General features: G+C 68.3%; 13 protein-coding genes. 11 read left to right on the top strand and 2 right to left on the bottom strand.

Features of this window, described 5'->3' with window-relative positions; genetic code table 11:
- The coding region (rsmI, locus tag B4F19_RS07640; RefSeq protein ID WP_292733838.1) for a 16S rRNA (cytidine(1402)-2'-O)-methyltransferase at positions 1-503 on the bottom strand (503 nt) is incomplete at its 3' end.
- Between the two features lie 99 nt (positions 504-602).
- Between rsmI and B4F19_RS07635 the strand changes: the two genes are divergently transcribed.
- Entirely contained in the window at positions 603-2,174 is a 1,572-nt protein-coding gene (locus B4F19_RS07635) for a dolichyl-phosphate-mannose--protein mannosyltransferase (protein ID WP_292733835.1), read from the top strand.
- Positions 2,175-2,184: 10 nt separating this feature from the next.
- On the opposite strand, the gene B4F19_RS07630 is transcribed toward B4F19_RS07635, so the two are convergent.
- Complete coding sequence (locus B4F19_RS07630) at positions 2,185-3,021, bottom strand: aldo/keto reductase (RefSeq protein ID WP_292733832.1); 837 nt, start codon at positions 3,019-3,021, stop codon at positions 2,185-2,187.
- An 85-nt stretch (positions 3,022-3,106) separates the two neighbouring features.
- Here B4F19_RS07630 and B4F19_RS07625 point away from each other — a divergent pair, with 85 nt between their 5' ends.
- The 10 genes from B4F19_RS07625 (at position 3,107) to B4F19_RS07580 (ending at position 21,046) form a co-directional block, all read left to right on the top strand.
- Positions 3,107-4,045, top strand: coding sequence for an FHA domain-containing protein (locus B4F19_RS07625; RefSeq protein WP_292725677.1), 939 nt, complete (start codon positions 3,107-3,109; stop codon positions 4,043-4,045).
- 142 nt (positions 4,046-4,187) lie between these two features.
- Positions 4,188-5,330, top strand: a complete 1,143-nt coding sequence (locus B4F19_RS07620) for a serine/threonine-protein kinase (protein WP_292725675.1) — start codon at positions 4,188-4,190, stop codon at positions 5,328-5,330.
- A 4-nt stretch (positions 5,331-5,334) separates the two neighbouring features.
- Positions 5,335-11,283, top strand: a complete 5,949-nt coding sequence (locus tag B4F19_RS07615) for an Ig-like domain-containing protein (RefSeq protein ID WP_292733829.1) — start codon at positions 5,335-5,337, stop codon at positions 11,281-11,283.
- Positions 11,284-11,308: 25 nt separating this feature from the next.
- Positions 11,309-12,274 (top strand): AAA family ATPase, encoded by a 966-nt coding sequence (locus B4F19_RS07610; protein ID WP_292725671.1) that lies wholly within the window; start codon positions 11,309-11,311, stop codon positions 12,272-12,274.
- Positions 12,271-13,626, top strand: a complete 1,356-nt coding sequence (locus B4F19_RS07605; protein WP_292725669.1) for a DUF58 domain-containing protein — start codon at positions 12,271-12,273, stop codon at positions 13,624-13,626. The genes B4F19_RS07610 and B4F19_RS07605 overlap by 4 nt, the downstream gene beginning before the upstream one ends.
- Entirely contained in the window at positions 13,623-16,178 is a 2,556-nt protein-coding gene (locus tag B4F19_RS07600; RefSeq protein ID WP_292733826.1) for a transglutaminase domain-containing protein, read from the top strand. The genes B4F19_RS07605 and B4F19_RS07600 overlap by 4 nt, the downstream gene beginning before the upstream one ends.
- Positions 16,175-17,341 (top strand): DUF5684 domain-containing protein, encoded by a 1,167-nt coding sequence (locus B4F19_RS07595; RefSeq protein ID WP_292733823.1) that lies wholly within the window; start codon positions 16,175-16,177, stop codon positions 17,339-17,341. The genes B4F19_RS07600 and B4F19_RS07595 overlap by 4 nt, the downstream gene beginning before the upstream one ends.
- Positions 17,342-17,355: 14 nt before the next feature.
- The gene (locus B4F19_RS07590) at positions 17,356-18,195 is read left to right on the top strand and encodes a PP2C family protein-serine/threonine phosphatase (RefSeq protein ID WP_292725663.1); all 840 of its coding nucleotides are present in this window, start codon (positions 17,356-17,358) and stop codon (positions 18,193-18,195) included.
- Positions 18,192-19,502, top strand: coding sequence for an FHA domain-containing protein (locus tag B4F19_RS07585; protein WP_292733820.1), 1,311 nt, complete (start codon positions 18,192-18,194; stop codon positions 19,500-19,502). The genes B4F19_RS07590 and B4F19_RS07585 overlap by 4 nt, the downstream gene beginning before the upstream one ends.
- Positions 19,499-21,046, top strand: coding sequence for a serine/threonine-protein kinase (locus tag B4F19_RS07580; protein ID WP_292733817.1), 1,548 nt, complete (start codon positions 19,499-19,501; stop codon positions 21,044-21,046). The genes B4F19_RS07585 and B4F19_RS07580 overlap by 4 nt, the downstream gene beginning before the upstream one ends.
- The last annotated feature ends 66 nt before the right edge of the window (positions 21,047-21,112 follow it).

Genomic DNA, 21,112 nt, shown 5'->3' with positions numbered 1-21,112 from the left:
AGGGTGGTCGCGAGCCGCGACGGGGACTCGAAGAACACCATCGTGCGCCGCTCGGCACCGAGAGCCGACAGTGCGCTGCGCCGCTCCCCCGCCTTCCGCGGCACGAAGCCCTCGAACGTGAATCGGTCGGTCGGGAGACCCGAGACGGCCAGAGCTGCGAGGACGGCGCTCGGGCCCGGGAGGACACTCACCGCGACCCCGGCGCCGGCTGCCGTAGCTACCACCCCGAATCCCGGGTCGCTGATGGTCGGCATCCCGGCATCCGACAGCAGGAGCACGTCGGTCGCTCGCGCGAGCTCGACGAGCTCGGCAGCGCGGGCTTTCTCGTTGTGATCGTGCAGGGCGATCAGGCGGGGCCGGTTCTGGATGCCGAGCGCGGCGAGGAGCCGCTGCGTCGTCCGGGTGTCTTCAGAGGCGACCACCTGCGCATTTTCCAACGCGTCGATGAGGCGCTGGGACGCGTCGCCGAGATTCCCGATCGGCGTGGCGGCGAGGATGATCACGGCCCCAGCCTAGGCCGGTAGGGTGACGATCCCCCGAGACCGCCGGACCCTGCGTCGGAGCCGCCGGAGCTCACATCCTGGCCCGAATAGGCTGTCACGGTGACCACCACCGTCGAGACCCCCGTACGGCCGACGGTCTACGACCGTGTCAGCACCCGGGTCGCGGCCTCCCCCCGACTGCAGATCGCGGTGCCGGCGCTCGTGACTGCCGTTGCCGGCATCCTGCGCTTCTGGAACCTCGGACATCCACACGAACTCGTCTTCGACGAGACCTACTACGTGAAAGATGCCTGGTCCCAGTGGAACCTGGGGTTCGCGGCGAAGTGGCCCGATGAGGCCGACTCACGCTTCGCTGCCGGCGAGACCGACATCTTCCTCGACGAAGGAAGCTACGTCGTCCACCCACCCCTCGGAAAATTCCTCATCGGTGCGGGGATGGCGTTGTTCGGCGCCGACTCGTCGGTCGGATGGCGCTTTGCCACGGCGCTGTTCGGCACTCTCGCCGTACTCCTTCTCTATGTCGTCGCACTCACGCTCACCCGGTCGATCGGTGTGGCGACGGCAGCAGCGGGGCTGATGGCAATCGACGGCCTCGCGATCGTGCTGAGCCGTGTGGCGTTGCTCGACACCTTCGTCATGTTCTTCACCCTGCTGGCGTTCTGGTTCGTGCTGCTGGATCGGCGATGGCTTCACGAGCGAGAGTGGCCGCGCCGACTGGCAACGGGGCGCTGGAGCTCAGAGTCTCGCTGGGGTCCGGTGTTCTGGGCGAGGCCGTGGGTTGTCGCTGCCGGCCTTGCTGCGGGCGCCGCAACCGCCGTGAAGTGGTCGGGCCTGTACGTGCTCGCCGGTATCGGGATCTACCTCGTCATCGTCGACGCCCTGGAGCGGCGTCGGCGCGGCGTGGAGTACTGGCCCGCCGATGCCGCGGTGCGCCAGGGACCGGTGACGTTCGTGCTGCTCGTGCCGCCGGCACTCCTTCTCTATCTCGCGACGTGGACGGGATGGCTGGCCACCGACGGCGGATACGACAGGCACACCGTCGACGGCTCGCCGGCTACCGGCTTCTGGTCGTGGGTACCGCTGTCTCTGCAGAACCTGTGGGCCTACCACCAGTCGATGTACGGCTTCCACGTCGGCCTGTCAGCAAGCCACAGCTATGCGAGCCCTGCATGGCAGTGGCCGCTCCTTGCCAGACCGACCTCGATGTTCTATCACAGCGATGCCCTCGGCGAGGCTGGCTGCACAGCGGCTTCAGGATGCGTACAGAACATCTACTCGATGCCGAATCCGCTCGTGTGGTACGCCGCCGTCGCGGCTACCGTCTACCTCGTCATCAGGTTCATCCGACGCCGGGACCTCGCCTCGGGCTTTGTCCTGACCGGCGTCGCCGTCACCTGGGTGCCGTGGCTGCTATACCCCGAGCGCACGGTGTTCCAGTTCTACACGGTCGTGATGCTGCCGTTCCTCCTCTTGGCACTGGGGATTGCGCTGCGTGATCTCGCCCATCCGGCCGGGGCCAGTCCCGAAAGACGCGTAACGGGCCAGCGGGTGGTCGCCGTCTTCTTCATCGTCGCTCTGGTGCTTTCGGCGTTCTGGTATCCGATCCTCACCGCGACGAGCGTGCCCTACGACTTCTGGCGACTCCACAACTGGTCGCCCACCTGGATCTGACGCGTAGCGCTCAGTTGACCTCGTCGGGATGCGCCGAGACACGCCCCGAACCATCGCCCGGGTCGACCGCATCGATTGCGGCGATCTCGTCATCCGTCAAGGCAAAATCGACGATGTCGATGTTCTCGGCGAGCCGGTCCCTGCGCACCGACTTCGGGAACACGATGTTGCCCTTGTCGAGGTGCCAGCGCAGCACGACCTGCGCCGGGGTCTTGCCGTGGGCAGCTGCCGCGTCCGCGACAGCCGGCACCGAGAAGAGGTCGTACTTGCCCTGACCGAGCGGGCCCCAGGCCTCGATCCGGATGCCGCGAGCGAGTGCCCACTCGACCACCTCCCGCTGCTGGTAGGCGGGGTGGAGTTCGATCTGGTCGACGACGGGGGCGACTCCGGTCTCGGCGATGATCCGCTCGAGGTGGGGAACAAGGAAGTTCGAGACCCCGATGCTTCGCGTGAGACCCTGCTCACGCAGGTCGATCAGGCGCTCCCACGCGTGCACATAGTTGTCGCGTGCCGGAGTCGGCCAGTGCACGAGGTACAGGTCGACGGCGTCGAGTCCGAGCTTGCCGAGGCTTTCGCCCAGCGCAGCTCGGGGTTCGTCGCCGTCGTGGCGGTCGTTCCAGAGCTTCGTCGTGATGAAAAGCTCGTCGCGCGGGATGCCGCTCTCGGCGATCGCAGCACCGACCCCCTCTTCGTTGCCGTAGATGGCCGCCGTGTCGATATGCCGATAACCGAGTTCGAACGCCTCGAGCACTGCACGACGCGTGTCATCGGCCGGAACCTTGAACACGCCATAACCCACCTGCGGAATGCGGTTGCCATCGAGAAGCTGCAGCGTAGGAATCGTCATGATTCCTACCTACGTGGCATGGCGCAGCCCGCGATGCCGTGGGTGGCGCGAAGAAGACCCCACGGGCGCGCAATATGCTGTGCGCATGTTCAGCTATACCCCGGCGGCTGCCGATCGCGACGCCTGGGGCCTGATCACCGATCGGTTCGTCCTGACGATCGCTACCGACGCGGGCCACGCACTCGAGCTGTGGCGCACGATGACAACCCCGGATGCGACGCTGGAGAGCATCCTCGAAGCCCTGGTCACCCGCGGGGTGCGGGTGATCCCCGACTTCGCGCTGATCGAGCTGCTGGACGCCTCGACCGGCTCGGCATCCCTCGCCCTCCGCGGGCGAGGACGGGCTGAGGTCGGCAGCGCCCAGCATCAGCGCTACTCGGGCAAGGGTGCGGCCACGTGGGTCGAAGCATCGACACAGCAGATCGCCGAGCTGACGATCGGTCTGCGCGGAGAGCCTCCGGGGCCGGCGCGACTGCCCGTCGAGCGCGGAGTCGTCCGCACCGAACAGGTCCACTGGGGCATTCCACTTCCGGAGTTCGACACAGCTGTCGAGCACTCGTCCGAGCCTCGCTGGGCGACCGGTATGGTGCCGAGCGCCGACCCCGAGCACGGCGAGCTCGACGACCGCACGGTGATCGGTTCGAGGGCCGCCGCCCGCGCGGATCTCGACGATGCCACCGTCATCGGGCAGCGCCGCGTCGAACCGCGCCTGGCTCTGCACTTCAGGAATGGCCCACTCATTCCCATCGCGGGGACCGTCGTCTTCGGCCGCTCACCCACTCGCGCGGGCGCGACGACAGTGGCCCTCGCTTCGCCGCGACACGAGGTGTCCGCAACACACGCCGAGGTAGTCGCCGAGGGGGTGCAGCTGCGGCTCCGGGACCTCCGGTCCACCAACGGCACATTCGTCACTGTAGGAGACGGCCCGACGATCGAAGTGCGCGATCGCGAGATAACGCTAGCGCCCGGCGACCGCGTCGATTTCGGCGACGGCAATATCGCCGAGGTCACTCTGTCTCGCTAAGGCCGTCCCCGCGGCCGGAGTTGCACAGTCGTGATCCGCATGTGATAGGAAATATCCGAACGGCCAGGGGAACAAGGGCAGTCACGCAGTTGAACGCGGTACACACACCCGACGGTGCCGCGCTCACTTCGAGGGGGAAACAATGGCAGGGCGCCTACCAGCGGCGCCGCCGATCCTCAGCGGATTCACCTATGTGAGACCACTGGGCACCGGCGGCTTTGCCGACGTGTTCCTGTTCGAGCAAAACATGCCTCGCCGCCCCGTCGCCGTCAAGGTGCTGCTTCAAGACATCGTTGACGACGGCCTGCTGCGGATGTTCAACGCGGAAGCCGACGTCATGGCGCGCCTGAGCGCTCACCCCTCCATCCTCACGATCTACCAGGCCAGCGTCTCGGCAGACGGTCGCCCCTACATCGTGATGGAGCACTGCCCGAATTCGATGACCAACCGCTATCGACGCGAGCTCATACCGGTCGCCGAGATCGTCGCTCTCGGCGTGAAGATCGGGTCTGCCCTCGAAACCGCCCATCGCGCGGGTCTGCTGCACCGCGATATCAAGCCCTCGAACATCCTCATGACTGCCTTCGGGGCTCCGGTACTGTCGGACTTCGGGATCGCGGCCTCGATCAACGCCCGCGGCGACGGTGAGGTCTTCGCTATGTCTGTCCCGTGGAGCGCCCCGGAGGTCGTCGACGAATCGATTTCGGGCTCGATCCCCAGCGAGGTGTGGAGCCTCGGCGCGACGATCTACACGCTGCTCGCTGGGCGGAGCCCCTTCGAGATCGCCGGCAGCGGGCAGAACGGGCGGGATCAGCTCAAGGGCCGGATCCGCAAGGCTCAGTACACCCCGATAGGTCGATCGGATGTGCCTGCTTCGCTCGAAGCGCTGCTGCAGCGGTCGATGAGCAAAGACCCCGCACGGCGCCAAGCCTCGGCGGCGCAGTTCGCCTACGAGCTGCAGGTCGTCCAGCACGAGATGGGGCTCCCTTCGACACCCCTCGAGATTGCCGTCGACGAGTGGGCGGCCGCGGGAGCCGCGATCGACTTCCAGGACAACTCACTGCGCGGCCCAGTCCGCCCCACCGTCGAGCACGCCTCCCGCCGCCCGCAGCGCGCGTCGCGCTCCACCGCGCGCCGGGTGAGCCTGGACGGCACAGTGCTCGCCGGGTCCTCGCCCTCACGGCCTGCACGCAGCCGCTGGCTCATCCCGACGATCATCGCGGGCGCGGTGGCGGTCGGCGTCGCAGCGACGGTGACAATCCTCGCCCTCACGGGGGTGTTCTGAGCGGATGACATCCACCCCGACGAGCCCGACAGGGCCCCGCTGGCGCGCACTCGTGGCCGGTGGGGCAACGGTCGCGGTCGTCGGCCTGGTCGTCGCGGCCGCAGCCGTCTGGCCAGGATTCGATGCACAGGAGACGCCGCTGCAGGATTCGTCCGTGTGGGCGCTGCAGACCGGCGACGGGCGGAACTATGCACGGGTGAACACGGCACTGGGCGAACTCGTCACGGTCAAGCAGGTCGAGAACCCCAGCAGACTCGCCCAGACGCAAGGGCATCTGTTCGTCTTCACCGATGGCGACAGCAAGTACGCGGATGTCTTGCTCCCCTCACCTCCCGACATCGACGCCGATGCCGCCGACGTCCTCCAGCCGACCCCGTCCGGAACCAGCGAAGTGTCTTCGGCGGGCGATTATCTCGCCTATCTGACCGACACGGGCGACGTCTACGCCGCCCGCCTGTCGACCGGCGGTGCCGCGACGATCATCGACCCCTACGCCGACGTCGTGGTCGAACAGGGGCAGACGCGTCCGCGCATCGGTGCTGATGCGGTGACCGTGACCGACACCGGAACGTTGCTGGCGCTCTCGCTCGCGAGCGGGAGGATGTTCACCGCGGACGCCGCCACGGGCGAGATCACCGACGAGGAGGAGGTCGAGATCCCGGCCACCGACGACGTGCAGCTCAGTCGGGTCGGCGGGCGGTGGGCCGTCTTGGAGCCCACCAGCGGAACACTGTGGATCCAGGGCGTCGACGGTCCGGTCTCCCTCGATGTCGATGAGAACGCACGTCTTCAGAGTCCAGACCCGTCCGCAGCCGAGGTCTCGATCGCCGACGGAAGCGGCCTGGTGACGGTCGCCCTCGACGGTCAGAACACGCAGCGCACTGTCGAGGCCCAGGGTGCGCCCGCGCAGCCGACCTCCGTCGGGGGTGTCCTGTTCGGCGCATGGCTCACCGCCGAAGCTGGCACGCTGTGGTCCTCGGAGTCCGGAGCCACCGACCTCGACTTCGCCGGAGCCGCGCTGGACGAGCAGCTGACGCCGGTCATCGCGGCCAACTCCGGACAGGCGATCCTCAACGAGACCACCTCCGGCTGGGTGTGGACGCTGCCCGACGGTGCGCTGGTCGCCTCGTCGCAGTCCTGGCGCAGCGAAGAGGCTGCCCGTCAACAGGAGCAGGACCAGAATGTGACGCCCGACCGAGTCCTCGACCCGCGACCTCCGGTCGCCGAGCCCGACTCCTTCGGCGTCCGTGCGGGGCGGGACGTCGTCCTGCCCGTGCTCCTGAACGACCACGACCCCAACGAGGATGTCCTGAGCATCATCGGCTCGTCGGTGACGGGGCTTGATCCGGCCTTCGGCACCGTCCGTGTTGCCAATGAGAGTCAGCAGCTGGTCATCGAGGTCGCAGCGGGAGCCTCCGGCTCCGCGACCTTCTCGTACCGGGTGACGGATGGGACCACGGCCGACGGTCTCAACTCCGAGCCAGCCAGCGTGACCGTTAGCGTCGTCCCGGAGGATGTCAACAACGCGCCGATCTGGTGCGGTGGCGACCCGGGATGTCTGGCCACGTGGCCCTCGCCCGATGTCCTGCCCGGCGGTACCGTCTCGGTGGACGTGATGGAGGCCTGGGTCGACCCGGACGGCGACCCCGTCTACCTCTCGGACGCCACCAACGGCACCGGCTTGGGAACGGTCGCCGCCGACCCTGCGGGCACGGTCACCTACCAGCACCCGGATCCCAACACCACGACGGCGCTGAGCGTGCAGGTCGATGTCACCGTCTCGGATTCCCGTGGCGCGTCATCGAGCCAGCCCCTGTTCATCTCCGTCACCCCGTCGCCACAGCTGTCCGCCGACTCGTTCGCGTTGACCGGGGAACTCGGCCTGCCGATGTCGGTCACCCTGGATGACCGCGTGCACGGCACGAAGGGCGCGGTGTCGTTGACCGCCGTCAAGACGCTCAACGGTTCGACGGCCACCGTCGTCCCGAACTCCTCCGGGCTCTCCTTCACCTTCACCGCCGACCAGCCGGGCTCGCATGTCGTGCAGTACACCGTGCGCGATGACACCGGCGAGATGTCGGCGACCGTGCGGATCACGGTGCTCGATCCCGCGGAAGTCCGCATCTCGACGCCGCCGCTGACCGCCTTCGTCCGACCGAACGAGGATGCCTCGATCGACGTGCTCACCGCGGTCGAGAACCCGTCGGGGCGCGTCCTGCTGGTCAGCGATCTTCGCCCGGAGCCCGCCGCTGGCGCCTCGCTGAGCGTGGACGTCGTCGCACAGAGCCTGATCCGCGTGTCCGGTACCACCGCCGACGGGCAGCCCGGGCAGTTGGGTACAGTCCGGTACACGGTCTCGGACGGGACCGGGGATCCGAACGCCACCGCAACGGGCGAGCTGACCGTCATCCTGCTGCCGTCCCCGAGCGCCAAGCCGCCGATCGCGACCGATGACACTGTCACCGTGCGCGTCGGCTCCCTCATCGACATCCCGGTTCTGGCCAACGACACCGCTCCCGCCGGCGCACTTGTCTCGATCGATCCATCCCAGGTTGTGAACGAATCCGATGCCGGACTCGCCTTCGCGACACCGCGGGTGGTGCGTTACCTGGCCCCCTCCGAGCCGGGCACCTATTCCGTGGCGTATACGATCTTCCGCCTCGGGTTCCCCGAGATGACCGACAGTGCGCGCATCTTCATCACGGTGCTGCCCTCTGATACGAACACCGCTCCCCTTCCCACCGACCTTTCGGGACGGGTGCTGAGCGGTCGCGCGGTGTCGATCCCGTTCGACAGCTTCGGTGTCGACCCCGACGGCGACAGCGTGGTTCTCGACCGCATCGTCACGCAGCCCGCGCAGGGCTCGGCGGCGATCTCGGCCGAGTCTAATGCGATCGTCTACACGAGCAACCCAGGCGCCCGCGGCCAGGATGCCTTCACCTACCAGGTGCGAGACTCCCGTGGCGAGACCGCCGTCGCTACGGTCCGCATCGGCATCCTGGACGAGGCCTCCGACCCGAGCCCGGTGACCTACAGCGACTACGCCCAGGCGCAGGCCGGTGCGTCCAACACGGTCGTGCTGTTCCCGACCGACAATGACGTCGATCCCACCGGGAGCGAGCTGCAACTGGTCGATGTGCGTCCCAACGCCCAACCTGACACCGACGAATACGCGAAGCTCGAGGCGATGCTGACCTCAGTGGATACCGAGACGGGGCAGGTCGTGCTCGCGGCGGGGACGGAACTGGGCACCTACTCCTTCTTCTACACCGTACGAAATCGCAGCGGTGACACAGCGCAAGGACTGATCGTCCTCAAGGTCGTGCGTACTCCGGTACCCGACTATCCGGTCGTGCAGGACACCATCCTTACCGCCGAGTCCCGTGAAGATCTGCCCACTGGGATCGATGTCGTCACAGGCCGGGTGACCTGGAGCGGTGGCGACATCTCGAACCTCACGATGGCTCTCTGGGACGACTCGGCGGCCTTCACCGCGCAGGGCTGGTCGATCTCAGGAGAGATTCCCGAGGACTCCACACTCGTGCCCTTCCAGCTCTCGGGCACCGCCTTCAACGGGACCGAGGTTGTCACCTACGGGTTCCTCCGGATCCCCGGCGACAACGACATCGAACTGGCGCTTCGTGCCGGGTTCGCACAGATCGAGGTCAACGAAGAGGGTTCGGTCGACGTAGACATGGCGCAGGCCGTGGCAGTCCCCAGGGGAGAGGAGCTTGTCGTTGACGGCGCCGGCGTCACCTCGACCGGTTCCCGGGCTGGGCAGTGCTCCCTCGAGCGCGGCACGACGATTCGCTATGACGCGGGCGTCGGCGGCCCCTGGACCGACACCTGTACCGTGCCGGTGCGACTCGCCTCGCAGGAGGATCCCACCTATCTCGCGCTGCGGGTCTCGATCATTGCGAAGGCACCGCAGCCGGAGCTGCGTGCCGCATCCCTCAGCGTCAGCCCCGGCGCCGAAGCCGTGTACGACCTGCAGTCGATGACAACCTGGAACGGGGAACCCGACTGGGCCTCGGTCGAGTACGGCATCGAGTACTCCGGCGATCAGTTCGAGGTGACGCAGTCCGGCTCCTCGCTGACCATCGTTGCGAAGGACGCATCGCGGCCCGCCCGTGAGGAGCCGGTCACCGTGCGCATCCTCAGCCACCCGGATGCCGCGGCAGCGACCCTGGCACTCACGGTCGGGCCTGCACCTTCGACACTCCCGAAGGGCGGGACGGCGACGCAGCAGTGCTCCCAGAGCGGTGGCACGACATCCTGCACGATCCAGGTGATCGGCGTGGTCGGCGAGGTCAATCCGCTTCCCGGCACGCCGCTGACGCTGGTCTCGGTGACAAACCCCGAGAACTGCCCCGACGTCACGTTCACAAAGGCCAGCGCCACCGCGGTGACCGCGAGCTGGGCCTCCGATGCGCCAGGCGCGGCCGACTGCACCGGAAGCTTCTCAGTGCAGGATGCGCAACAACGCGTATCCAGTGGGGATCGCGACGGCACCGTGATCCTCGACCTCCAGGGACTGCCGGCAGATCCTGCACGCATCAACTGGACCAACTACACCGGTGACACAGTGACCCTGCGGGTGGTGTCCGAATCCACGTCGTACCCGGCGGTGAGCGGCTACCGAGTCGCGGGGAGCAACGGTGTTGAAACGACCTGCTCTGCCACAGGCGAGTGCGCCCCGATCTCGGCGACCAACGGTGAGAAGGTCACGTACCAGGCGTGGGCGGTCAACTCCACGGGTGAATCGCGAACCAGCTCGAGCATCGTGGCCTGGGCGTATCAGGCCCCCGTCGCCCCCAGCGGGATCGAGGCGGCTCCTGTGCCGAACCCACCCGATGGTCTCATCGCGAAGATCACCGTGACCGGGATCGGTCCGACCACGGGCGCCATCCGTCTGACAAGCCCTGTCGGCGAGACCGTCACCGTTTCTGTCCCGTCTGGACAGAACAGCGTCGAGTTCCCCGCGTTCCTTGTCGGGTCGAACACCCCCACCACTGTCACTGCGACCCCGGTCACCCGGTTCGAGGTGCCGCCCGAATCCGTCGTCGCCGGCGGCAGCTCGGACGGGACCTCGGTCTCGGGCGAAGCCTGGGGCATCGGTGCGCCGCTGATCACCGACCCGACGGTCACCGCGAGCACCGACGGCAGCGGGCAGATCCAGGTCGCCGCGACGGTCACGCCCAACGGCACGGGCGCCACCGTGAAGGCTCGGGCCGTTCTGGCCGGCACGACATGCACTCCCTCGGGGTCGGTGACAGGATCCTCGTTCTCGACGACGCTCGCCGGCACGGTATGGGAGGCGACGACGGTCAATATCTGTGCCGAGACCTGGTACGACGGAGTGTCGTTCGGCACGACAAGCTGGACCAGCGGCACCGTCCGTCCCAGCGAGACGATCCCTCCCCCGACCGGAGATACGACCTACTCGATCACTGCCACGGCCGACTCCACTGTCGCCAACGCGCGGGTACGTGAATGGAGTGTCATCAGCGCCCCGGCGCTGGCCGCCACCGGCAGCTACGAGGTGGTCTTCTTCACGGGTGGCACTCCCGTCGCCTCCTTCAACGAGGCATTCCGATACAACGGTGTGGCGCCGGCGCCGCTGACCGCGAAGGCCTGTCTGGCGGGTAGCACCGAGACGTGTTCCGAACCCGTGACGATCTCACCCGCTACTGGATCACCGGCCTACCTGGTGCGGATCGAGTTCCCCGCGACCTGCGTCAGCGGCGACGTCTCGCCCGGTCAGATTGTCGTTGCAGCTGAGGCCGGTCAATACTCGACGTCCGCGTCAGAGGATGGCTCGACGGGAGCGACCTACTCGGTCGCGTTCACCGCGGCCCTGTCGGCGCTCGACACACAGTCATACACCCTCACCTGCACCGCCCCGGATCCGCCGCCCGCTGACTCCGGAACAGAGGGGAGCACCACCCCGTGAGCACCGCACGCCCGAAAGGATCCGCATGACCCTCTCCGCCGAACAGACCAACTGGTTCCAGGAGTCGTTTGACAGCCTGGTCGCCAACGTCGAACAGGTCGTGCTCGGAAAGCGCCACGTCATCGAGCTGGCCTTCACGGCGATGATCTCCGAGGGCCACCTGCTGCTGGAGGATTACCCGGGGACGGGCAAGACGTCGCTTGCCCGCGCCATGGGGCGCACCGTTCAGGGCACGAGCAGCCGCATCCAGTTCACCCCCGATCTGCTTCCCGGCGATGTCACCGGTATCACGGTGTACGACCAGAAGAAGGGGGAGTTCGAGTTCCACATGGGACCGATCTTCGCCAACGTCGTCCTCGCCGACGAGATCAACCGCGCAAGCCCCAAGACCCAGTCGGCCCTGCTCGAGGTCATGGAAGAGGGCCAGGTCACCGTCGACGGCGTGACCCGCCCGGTCGGCACCCCCTTCTTGGTCGTGGCCACCCAGAACCCGGTCGAGCAGGCCGGCACCTACCGACTGCCCGAGGCGCAGCTCGACCGCTTCCTGCTCAAGACCTCGCTCGGCTACCCCGATCACGCCGCCACTCTCAAGATCCTCGAGGGTACGGCAACAGCGAAGCGCGAAGTCGCCCCCGTGATCACCCCCCAGGGTGTGGTGACGATGGCCGACATCGCCCGCGAGGTCTACCTCAACCCGCTCGTGCTCGACTACATCTCGCGCCTGGTCGAAGCCACCCGAAACGCGACGCAGGTGCGCCTGGGCGTGAGTGTGCGCGGCGCGCTCGCGCTGACAAAGGCCTCCAAGACCTGGGCCGCAGCCCACGGCCGCTCGTACGTCACCCCCGACGACGTGAAGGCGCTGGCCGAGCCGGTCCTCGCCCACCGCCTCATCCTCGACCCCGAGGCGGAATTCGACGGGGTCACCGCGAACGCCGTCATCGGACAGGTGCTTCTGGACACCGTGCCGCCCAGCCAGCGCGAGTCCGCGTGAGCTCACACACCGACTCCCGGATCACGCGAACGAGTGGATCAACCGGCCGGTCCACCACTCGAACGCGCTATGCAACGGGGGGAGCCACGACGGTCGTCGTCGTCCAGGGAATCAAGTTCTGGCGGCGGCTGAGGCAGACGATCACGCGCGCGACACGGGCGGTGACCGAAACGGTCACCGCTGGCGGGTGGATGCTGGTGGCCGCCGCCGTGGTCGGGCTCACGGCCGGACTCATCCTCGGCTGGATCGAGTTCGTCGCCGCCGGGACCATCGCTCTCAGTCTTCTGCTGCTCGCCTCGGTGTTCCTCTTCGGCGCGCGGGCCTACGAGGTGGACCTCACGCTCGCCCATGACCGGGTCGTCGCCGGCGCCGAGGTCAGCGGCGCGATCACCGTGACCAACATCGGGCGTCGACTCGCCCTCCCAGGGGTCGTCGACGTCCCCGTCGGCGAAGGTCTTGTCGAAATAGCCGTACCCCTGCTGCGGCCCGGGGCAGTCTTCAGCGAACAGGTCGCCATTCCCACCCACCGCCGCGGTGTCATCGCGATCGGCCCAGCCCGCACGGTCCGCGGGGACCCGCTCGGACTGCTGCGACGTGAGACAGCGTGGCAGGACCACCACACCCTGTACGTGCACCCGGTGACCACGGTGATCCCCAGCACCGCCACAGGCTTCGTCCGCGATCTCGAGGGCAATCCCTCGTCTCTCATCGTCGACTCCGACATCTCCTTCCATGCCATCCGCGAATACGTCCCCGGCGATTCCCGCCGCCAGGTGCACTGGAAGTCGACTGCCAAGACCGGCACGCTCATGGTGCGCCAGTACGAGGAATCCCGGCGCTCGCGCATGCTGATCGCACTCGCCACAGCCGAGACGGAGTTCGCTAACGAAGACGAGTTCGAGCTCGCGGTCAGCGCCGTCGGCTCGCTCGGTGTGCGCGGCATCCGCGACGGCCGTGACGTCGACGTCGTCGTCGGGCAGGAAATACCCGAGTTCGCCAGACGCATCACCCGCGCCGTGCACGAACTGCCGACGGTGAGCGCCCGAACGCTGCTGGACGCCCTGTGCGAGGTCGCCGAGCGCGCTTCCGTAAACCCCCTCCTGGATGTCGCCACCTTCGCTGTCGAGGCCCATCGCGATGTCTCGGTCGGATTCCTCGTGTGCGGCTCGACAGTCACCGCGCATACTATCCAATCCGCGGCCGTCGCCTTTCCCCTCAACGTCAGTGTGATCGTGATCGTCTGCGACCCAACCGCCGAGCCCGGCTATCGGCAATTGGGTGATATCGCCGTGATCACGATCGGACTCCTCGACGACCTCCGCCACATCCTTGCCCGGCGGTCGGCGGCATGAGCGCGCCTGCCGCCCCGATCCGCGACCGTGCGCGCCGCAGCGCGCGCACCTCCGCCCTGCCACGAATACTGTGGGTCATCGACGTGGGGCTGGTCGTCGCATTCGGCGGCGTCGCCGCTGTGGCCGCGTGGCCGATCTACCGCGACCCTTGGATGTATCTCACCGTCGGAATCGGGGTTGTGACGGGGGTTGCGATCGCCGTCCTGGCTGCCCGCAGCCGGTGGTCGTGGTGGATCGTCGCCCTCGCTACCGTCGCCGCCTACCTCGTCCTCGGTATCCCCCTCGGGGCGCCGCGGGCACTCACGGATCTCAGTGAACTTCCCGCCGCAGTCGTCGATATCGCCACCGCGCCGGTTACCGGGTGGAAGAACATCCTCACCCTCGACGTGCCTCTCGGCACCTACCAGGCAGTGCTCGCACCGCTCCTGCTGGTCTGTCTCCTCGCGCCTGTGATCGCTCTGAGCACGGCGTGGCGCACACGTCACTGGGTGTTCGCCGCGCCGCTCGCACTGACGATGCCGGTCTTCGGCATCGTCTTCGGCTCAAGCGCGGTGCGCGGCATCCTGGAAATCGGACCCGTCACCGTTCCCGGAGTGGTGGAGCTGTCCACGGGCCTGTTCTGCCTGCTCGCATGCGTCGGCTGGTTCGTGTGGCGTACCAACGCCGCGCGCTCCCTCGAGCTGCGCACGGCCGAAACAGCGACCGGCGTGCGCGCCAAGCGCCCCCGCGGCGCCGCGACCGGCAAGTGGCTGCTCGCCGGTGCGATGGCGACCGTCGCGACCGTCGTCGGGCTAGTCGTTGCGCCGCTGGCCGTGGCGGGGCAGGTGCGCGAGGTTCCCCGCACCGTCATCGCCCCGGAGTTGCGGATCCGCTCCGAACTCAGCCCCCTCATCACCTACCGCGAGAACTTCGATGACGACATCGTGGACACCGAGCTCTTCCGCATCACCACCGATTCGTCGGTGGACCGCGTGCGCCTTGCCACCCTCAGCTTCTACGACGGGGTCGTCGCGCGCGTCCTTGCCCCGGACGGGCTGGATCCGCTGGCCACCGCGTTCGTGCGACTTCCGACTTCGTCTGGTGCGGGGACCGTCCGCTCGGTGATCGAGATCGGTGCCTATTCGGGGATCTGGGTGCCGATCACCGCCGGGCTCACCTCCGTGGGATTCTCCGGTGCCGATCGCAACCTGCTCGCGGACGGCTTCTTCTTCAGCCCTACCGCCGACATGGGAGTGCAGCTGTCGGATCCGGGCCTTGCCCCGGGCGTGTCGATCTCTCAGACCGCCACGCTGGCCGCCGCCGACGTCCAGGATCCGCTCGTCGGCGAGCCCCGACTCGACGAGGATGTCATCCCGGATTCGCTCACCCAGTGGCTCGAGCTCCAAGATGTCGCCGATGGCTACGACGGGCTGGTGACTCTCATCGAGCGCCTGCGCGCCCGCGGGTATCTCAGCCACGCACTCACGATCGATGAGGACGTCCCGCCGTTGTGGATGACCCAGCTGGACGACTACTCATTCGAGCCCAGCCGGGCCGGGCATTCGACAGATCGGATCGGGTCGCTGTTCAGCGCCCTCAATGAGCGCCAGAATGACGTCGGCGGCAACGACGACGCTCTGCTGGTTGCCGCTGTCGGTGACGACGAGCAGTTCGCCGTAGCCGCGGCCCTCATCGCCGATCGACTCGGCTTCGAGAGCCGTGTCGTCCTCGGCGCCCGGCTTCACAGCGAGGACGACACGCTGAGTGTCTGCGAAGACGGCAGCTGCGTCGGCGGTGACATCGCCGCCTGGATCGAGATCCGCGACACCGCAGGCGGCTGGATCCCGATCGACACGACGCCCCAGCACGCGAACCCGATCGCGCCCGAGATCGATCAGCGCAACGACCCCCCGATCCCCACCGACGTGCGCCCGCAGCAGGCGGATGCCGTCCCGCCACCGGATGCCTCCCCCGCGGATGCCGGCACAGCCGACGACACGGCCGCGCCAGAGAGCGTGGACCTCTCAGATCTCTGGGCAGCGCTGCGCGTGTCAGGAAGCGTCCTGCTGGTCCTCTTCATCCTGCTGGGCCCCCTGCTGGCGATCATCACGGCCAAGACGGTGCGGCGACGCTCCCGCCGTCACGCAGCCGACCCCGCAGACCGGGTGATCGCCGGCTGGGACGAGTATGTCGATGCCGCGGTCGACCGTGGGTTGCCGCTGCCGCACGCGCAGACACGCTCCGAGCTCGCTGCGCTGTACGGCGCGGAAGGCACCGGCGCCGCGGTCGCGCTGGCCTCGTGGGCCGATCGGTCGGCCTTCGCGTTCGAGCAGCCCACCGAAGCCGAGAGCGACGCGTTCTGGAGCCTCGTCGACGCAGAGCGTGCGCATCTGCGAACGGGGCTCGGTTGGTGGGCCAGCCTGCGTGCTCGCATCTCGCTGCGATCCTTCCGCCGCGGCATCCAGACGGCGACCGCGCAGGCAAGAGCAGAGCGCGCCGCCCGCCCGCGCACCGCTGATACCCACACCACCCGGATGACGCGCACGGCGTCGCGGAAGGAGCAACGTTCATGAACGATGGATCCGGCGCAGCCGCCGGGCTGATGGGAGCGGGGATCGTCGTGATCCTCGTCGCGATACTGATCCCTCTCGGCATCTATATCTGGACAGCGCTCGCACTCGGCGCTGTCTTCACGAAGGCCGGCGAGCCCGTCTGGAAGGCGTGGGTCCCTGTCGTCAACACGTGGACGCTGTACGAGCTTGGCGGCAAGCCCGGGTTCTGGGCGCTGTTGGCCTTCCTGCCAATCGTTAACATCGTCGCGTTCGTCTTCCTCATCATCTCGATCGATACCGTGAACAAGCGATTCGGACGGGGATCGGGGCTGACCATCCTCGCTGTGTTCCTCTTCCCCATCTGGGCCAGCATCCTCGGGTGGGGAAGCTCGCGGCTGCTCTCAGGGCCGCTGCGCCCGGCATACCCGACGGGTCAGATGCCATACGACACCCCGGCGGCGCCGCCCGCGCCGCCGACCAGTCCGTTCTCACTTGCGGGCGGCGCGGCAGTTACCGCGGCACCTCCGCCACCTCCGGCTCCCCCCGCGCCTCCGGCACCCCCGCGTGGACCCGCGCTTGCCCCGCCCCCGCCCCCGAGCCCCTCATCGCCCTTTGAAGCTCGCCCCGCGACGCCCTGGCCCGCACCTCCCGCCCCGGCGCCAGCCGCTCCCGCTGCGGCGCCGACCGCCTTCATCCCGCCGCCGCCGCCGTCCGCCCCGAACCCTGCGCAGCAGCCCGACAGCCTGTGGGCTCCCGCGCCGGCAACGGCACCGGACGTCGCTCCTGCGGCCCCTGCGCCCGCCGCCCCGACTCCCGTGCACATCGACGAGGATGACGAGCGCACCGTGATCTCGCGCTCCAAGCGTCCCTCGTGGCTGCTGACCCTGCCCGACGGCAGCGATGAGGCCATCACCGCAAGTACCGTCATCCTCGGGCGCTCACCCTCGGCCCCGGCCGGGTCGGATGCCCAGGTCATCGCGGTGGTAGACGACACCAAGACGGTCTCGAAGTCGCACGCTGTGCTGCGTCTGGTCGGTGACACCTGGGTCATCGAAGATTCGGGTTCGACCAACGGCTCGATCGTGCTCGACGAATCCGGCGCCGAGATCGAGGTCACCGCAACGCACGCGCTCATCGAGACGTTCCAGCTCGGGGACGCGACATTCCGCATCCGCAAAAGTTGAAGGCCACCACGCGCATGACGACGCTGACGATCACCACCGGGGCGCAGACCGATACCGGTCGACGCCGCACGATGAACGAGGACTCGCTCCTCGCCGCGTACCCGGTGTTCATCGTCGCCGACGGCATGGGCGGCCACGACGCCGGCGATCGGGCGAGCGCCGCGGTCATCGATGCCTTCCGGCCCCTCGTGGGAGTCGATGATCTCGCACCCCACGATGTGATGGCGGCGGTCCAGCGCGCCCACCACAGTGTCGCGACGATCGCCGACGCTCTTCCCAACGGAGCCGGGTCAACGCTCACAGGGATCGTCGTCGTCACCCAGAACGAGAACCGCTGGTGGCTGGTGCTGAACATCGGCGATTCGCGTGTGTACCGGCTGATCGGCAACACGCTCCAACAGGTGACGGTCGACCACTCGGTCGCGCAGGAACTCGTCGACGGGGGCAAGCTCCGCCGCGAGGATATGGCGACCTACAGCGGCCGCAACGTCATCACTCGGGCCGTGGGAGCCCCCGACAGTGAGGCCGAGTACTGGTTGCTGCCCATCGTCACGGGCGAGCGGCTGCTGATCTGCTCCGACGGGCTGACCGGCGAGCTCCCCGACGAGAGTTTGCGCGCCGGTCTCGCTCTCGGTGGCAGCACCCAGCAGACGGCGACCACTCTGGTGATGCAGGCGGTCGAGCGCGGCGGGCGCGACAACGTGACGGCGATCGTGGTCGACGTCGTCGCCGGCGGCGCGAGCCCCGACTCCGACGACGTCACTGGCGGCATCGGCGCAACCAGCGCGGTTGTCGCCGATCTGCTCCCCGACGAGGACACAGTCCCCTCGAGCAAGCAGCGGGCGCGCGGATGACAGGCTGGACGTACATGCGGGGCGATCATCCCGCGATCATCCAGGGATCGACCTGCGTCGCATTCGGCGGTGTTCACGGCGAGGACCGCGCCCGCGCGGTGCTCCCCATGATGACAGCCGACACGCCCCTTGAAGATCTGCTGGATGTCGTGCTCCAGACTGGGATCGGCGCGCTACCGGACTTCTTCGTCGGCAGGGTAGAAGACGGCACGCTGACGGCGATGCTGCGCGGCGCGGCGGTCCTCACAATCGAGGATGATCGGTGGCGCCGCTCCACGGTTGACGGCCTCGGCGCACGGACGTGGCGCGAAGTGGCGTTCGACGGTGTCACACGCCTGGCCGTCTGTTTCGACAGGCAGCTGGTCCGCGCGGATCTGCGCGCGATCCCGGACCGCGAGCGCACGGCCCGGCCGGGCGCCCTGGCGATCAGCGAGATCGTCTTTCGCCGGCCGGATGCCCCGCTGCGGCTCATGACGGTCACGCACGCAGCGCGGGGAGGGCTCAGCGCCGAGACCGAGGACTTTCCCGCGCACCTCTTCGACGACGGATCCAGCGCATCCTCCCCGACTGAGCAACCTGCGACCGTGGCGCAGCACAGCGCTGCACCGGCGCCAACCTCCGCTGGCGACCCCGAGCCGACCTCTCCACCGCGATCGCAAGAGGAGGCCGAGACCGACCGCTACCGGTTCGACGACCTCTTCGGGTCCACGAGATTCTTCGGCGTCGAGGCAGCCGCGGTTCGCGCAGAAGAGGTGGAGGACGAGGTCGCATCCTCCCCCGCCGCCATTCTCCCGACGCCGTCTTCCACTGCTAGAGGACACGCGATGTCACCCGCAGCGTCGGACGAGATGTCGGCCGAGGTGTCGGGCCTTGTCTGCGCGACCGGCCACCCGAACCCGCCCACGCGGGCGACCTGCGTCGTGTGCGCGATCCCGCTGACGGGAGCCCAGCCGGCGCGCACGAGTCGACCTCAGGGGATGCTGCGCCTCCCGGACGGACGCCGCCTTCCCATCGACGCGCAGATGATCATCGGCCGCAGCCCCCGCGCAGAGCGGTCGGATAGTCGCACTCTTCCGACCTTGGTGAAGATCGAAGGCGCCGCGACCGACGTCTCGCGCAACCACGCGCGCATCGGTGTGGAGGGGTGGAACGTCGTCATCGAGGATCTGGGCTCGACCAACGGGACGGTGATCCTCGCGACGGATGGAACGCTCCGGCGCCTGCGGGGCGGCGAGACCGCGCTGCTGACCGCTGGAGTCGTGGTGGACCTGGGAGGCGTGCGCATCCACGTGGAGGATGTGCCGTGACTCCGGGGTACGGCGGGGTGGACATCCCGGGGCTGACGTTCGAGCGGCACCTGGGTGCCGGCGCATTCGCAGACGTACTGCTCTTCCAGCAGGAGTTCCCCCGTCGCCGGGTCGCTGTCAAGGTCATGCGCGAAGCGGTCACCGATCCCCGCACGCAGGCCTCGTTCGAGAGCGAGGCGAATCTGCTTGCAACCGTGTCGACCCACCCCTCGATCGTCACGGTGTATCACGCAGCGATCACGACAACCGGCCGCCCGTACCTGGTGATGGAGTACTGCTCGCGCCCGGGGCTGGCCGAACGCATCCGCGACCGGCCGCTGAGCGTCCCGGAGATGCTGCAGACGATGATCCGCCTCTCGGGCGCGGTCGAGACCGCGCACCGCCACGGGATCCTGCACCGCGATCTCAAGCCAGCGAACGTTCTGACCACCGACTACGGGTGGCCCGCCCTTGGAGACTTCGGGATCTCTGTCGTGGCGGGGCACCCGACCAACAGCGGCGGCGCGATGTCGCTGCCGTGGGCGGCACCCGAGGTCGTCGCGGGGCACCCTTTCGAGTCGACAGCTGATGTGTACGGGCTGGCTGCCACGGCCTACACGCTCCTCGCGGGCGCCTCGCCGTTCGAGCTCACCGGAGCGCGTGACGTTCCCGCCCTCATGTCGCACATCATGTCCACTTCCGCGCCGAGAATCCCCCGCGACGATGTTCCCGAGGCTGTTCAGCAGCTTCTCGCGATCGCATTGGCCAAGCATCCGACCGAACGCCCACAATCAGCCTCGGAGTTCGCGCGCGGACTCCAGCGCATCGAGCAAGACATGGGACTTCCGACGACGCACCTCGACATCCCGAGCGCGCAGGACATGCCTGACGACAGCGCCGAGCGTACCCGGCTCTCTCCGCGCGAGACGGCGGTTGTCGCGGGCGCCGTCGCACCGTCCCCTACGCCTCCGGTGGACGACCGGACCGCTATCGCCGGGGCGCGCGCAACGATTTCTGACCCCGAGCTCGCCGAGCCCACGATCGCACGCCCGCGGACGCCGGCTGTACCGGACGAGGCAACGGCGATCGCGCCACCACGGACGCTCTCCGAGCCGATCGATGACCGTACGGCGATTGGCCCCACCCGGGACCTCGACGCCGAGCGCACGGCACTCGCGTCACCACGGACGCCCGATACGGCTCGCACTGAGCTTGCCGGACAGCGCGTCGATCCCGCAGATCAGACGATCCTGCGCTCCCCCGCCAGTCCCCCTGCTCCGCAAGCTCAGGCGTGGACGCCACCTCCGGGAGCGCGAATCGCCTATGACCCAGGCGCGGAGTCCGCTGCCCGGAGTACGTACGGCATCCGGGAGTCGCTACCGACACCGGCGATCACCCGTAGCGTTGCGCCCGCGCCGCAGGTCGCCCCGACGGGGGGCTCCGCGGCCGCACGCCGTGCCCGTCACCGGCGGATGACCTGGCGGCTGATCATCATCGGCGCCGGGGCGCTGCTCGTCCTGTCCGCCGCGGCCGTCATTGTGGCGCTGCTGCTGGGCGCGGGCTGATGAAGGCGAGAAGCAGGGTGCGGCAGGGGACGCCTCTAGGGAGACGACACGATGGATGACGACACG

The organism is Microbacterium sp. UBA1097 (genome assembly GCF_002313585.1).
Classification (GTDB): domain Bacteria; phylum Actinomycetota; class Actinomycetes; order Actinomycetales; family Microbacteriaceae; genus Microbacterium.
The sequence above is the reverse complement of the archived record's forward strand: the minus strand, read 5'-3'. Positions and strand labels throughout refer to the sequence as shown.

Excerpts from the sequence above, each read along its gene's own strand:
- B4F19_RS07600 (WP_292733826.1), top strand. The coding sequence starts at position 13,623 with ATGAGCGCGCCTGCCGCCCCGATCCGCGACCGTGCGCGCCGCAGCGCG.
- B4F19_RS07625 (WP_292725677.1), top strand. The coding sequence starts at position 3,107 with ATGTTCAGCTATACCCCGGCGGCTGCCGATCGCGACGCCTGGGGCCTG.
- B4F19_RS07610 (WP_292725671.1), top strand. The coding sequence starts at position 11,309 with ATGACCCTCTCCGCCGAACAGACCAACTGGTTCCAGGAGTCGTTTGAC.
- B4F19_RS07615 (WP_292733829.1), top strand. The coding sequence starts at position 5,335 with ATGACATCCACCCCGACGAGCCCGACAGGGCCCCGCTGGCGCGCACTC.
- B4F19_RS07590 (WP_292725663.1), top strand. The coding sequence starts at position 17,356 with ATGACGACGCTGACGATCACCACCGGGGCGCAGACCGATACCGGTCGA.
- B4F19_RS07630 (WP_292733832.1), bottom strand. The coding sequence starts at position 3,021 with ATGACGATTCCTACGCTGCAGCTTCTCGATGGCAACCGCATTCCGCAG.
- B4F19_RS07585 (WP_292733820.1), top strand. The coding sequence starts at position 18,192 with ATGACAGGCTGGACGTACATGCGGGGCGATCATCCCGCGATCATCCAG.
- B4F19_RS07620 (WP_292725675.1), top strand. The coding sequence starts at position 4,188 with ATGGCAGGGCGCCTACCAGCGGCGCCGCCGATCCTCAGCGGATTCACC.
- B4F19_RS07595 (WP_292733823.1), top strand. The coding sequence starts at position 16,175 with ATGAACGATGGATCCGGCGCAGCCGCCGGGCTGATGGGAGCGGGGATC.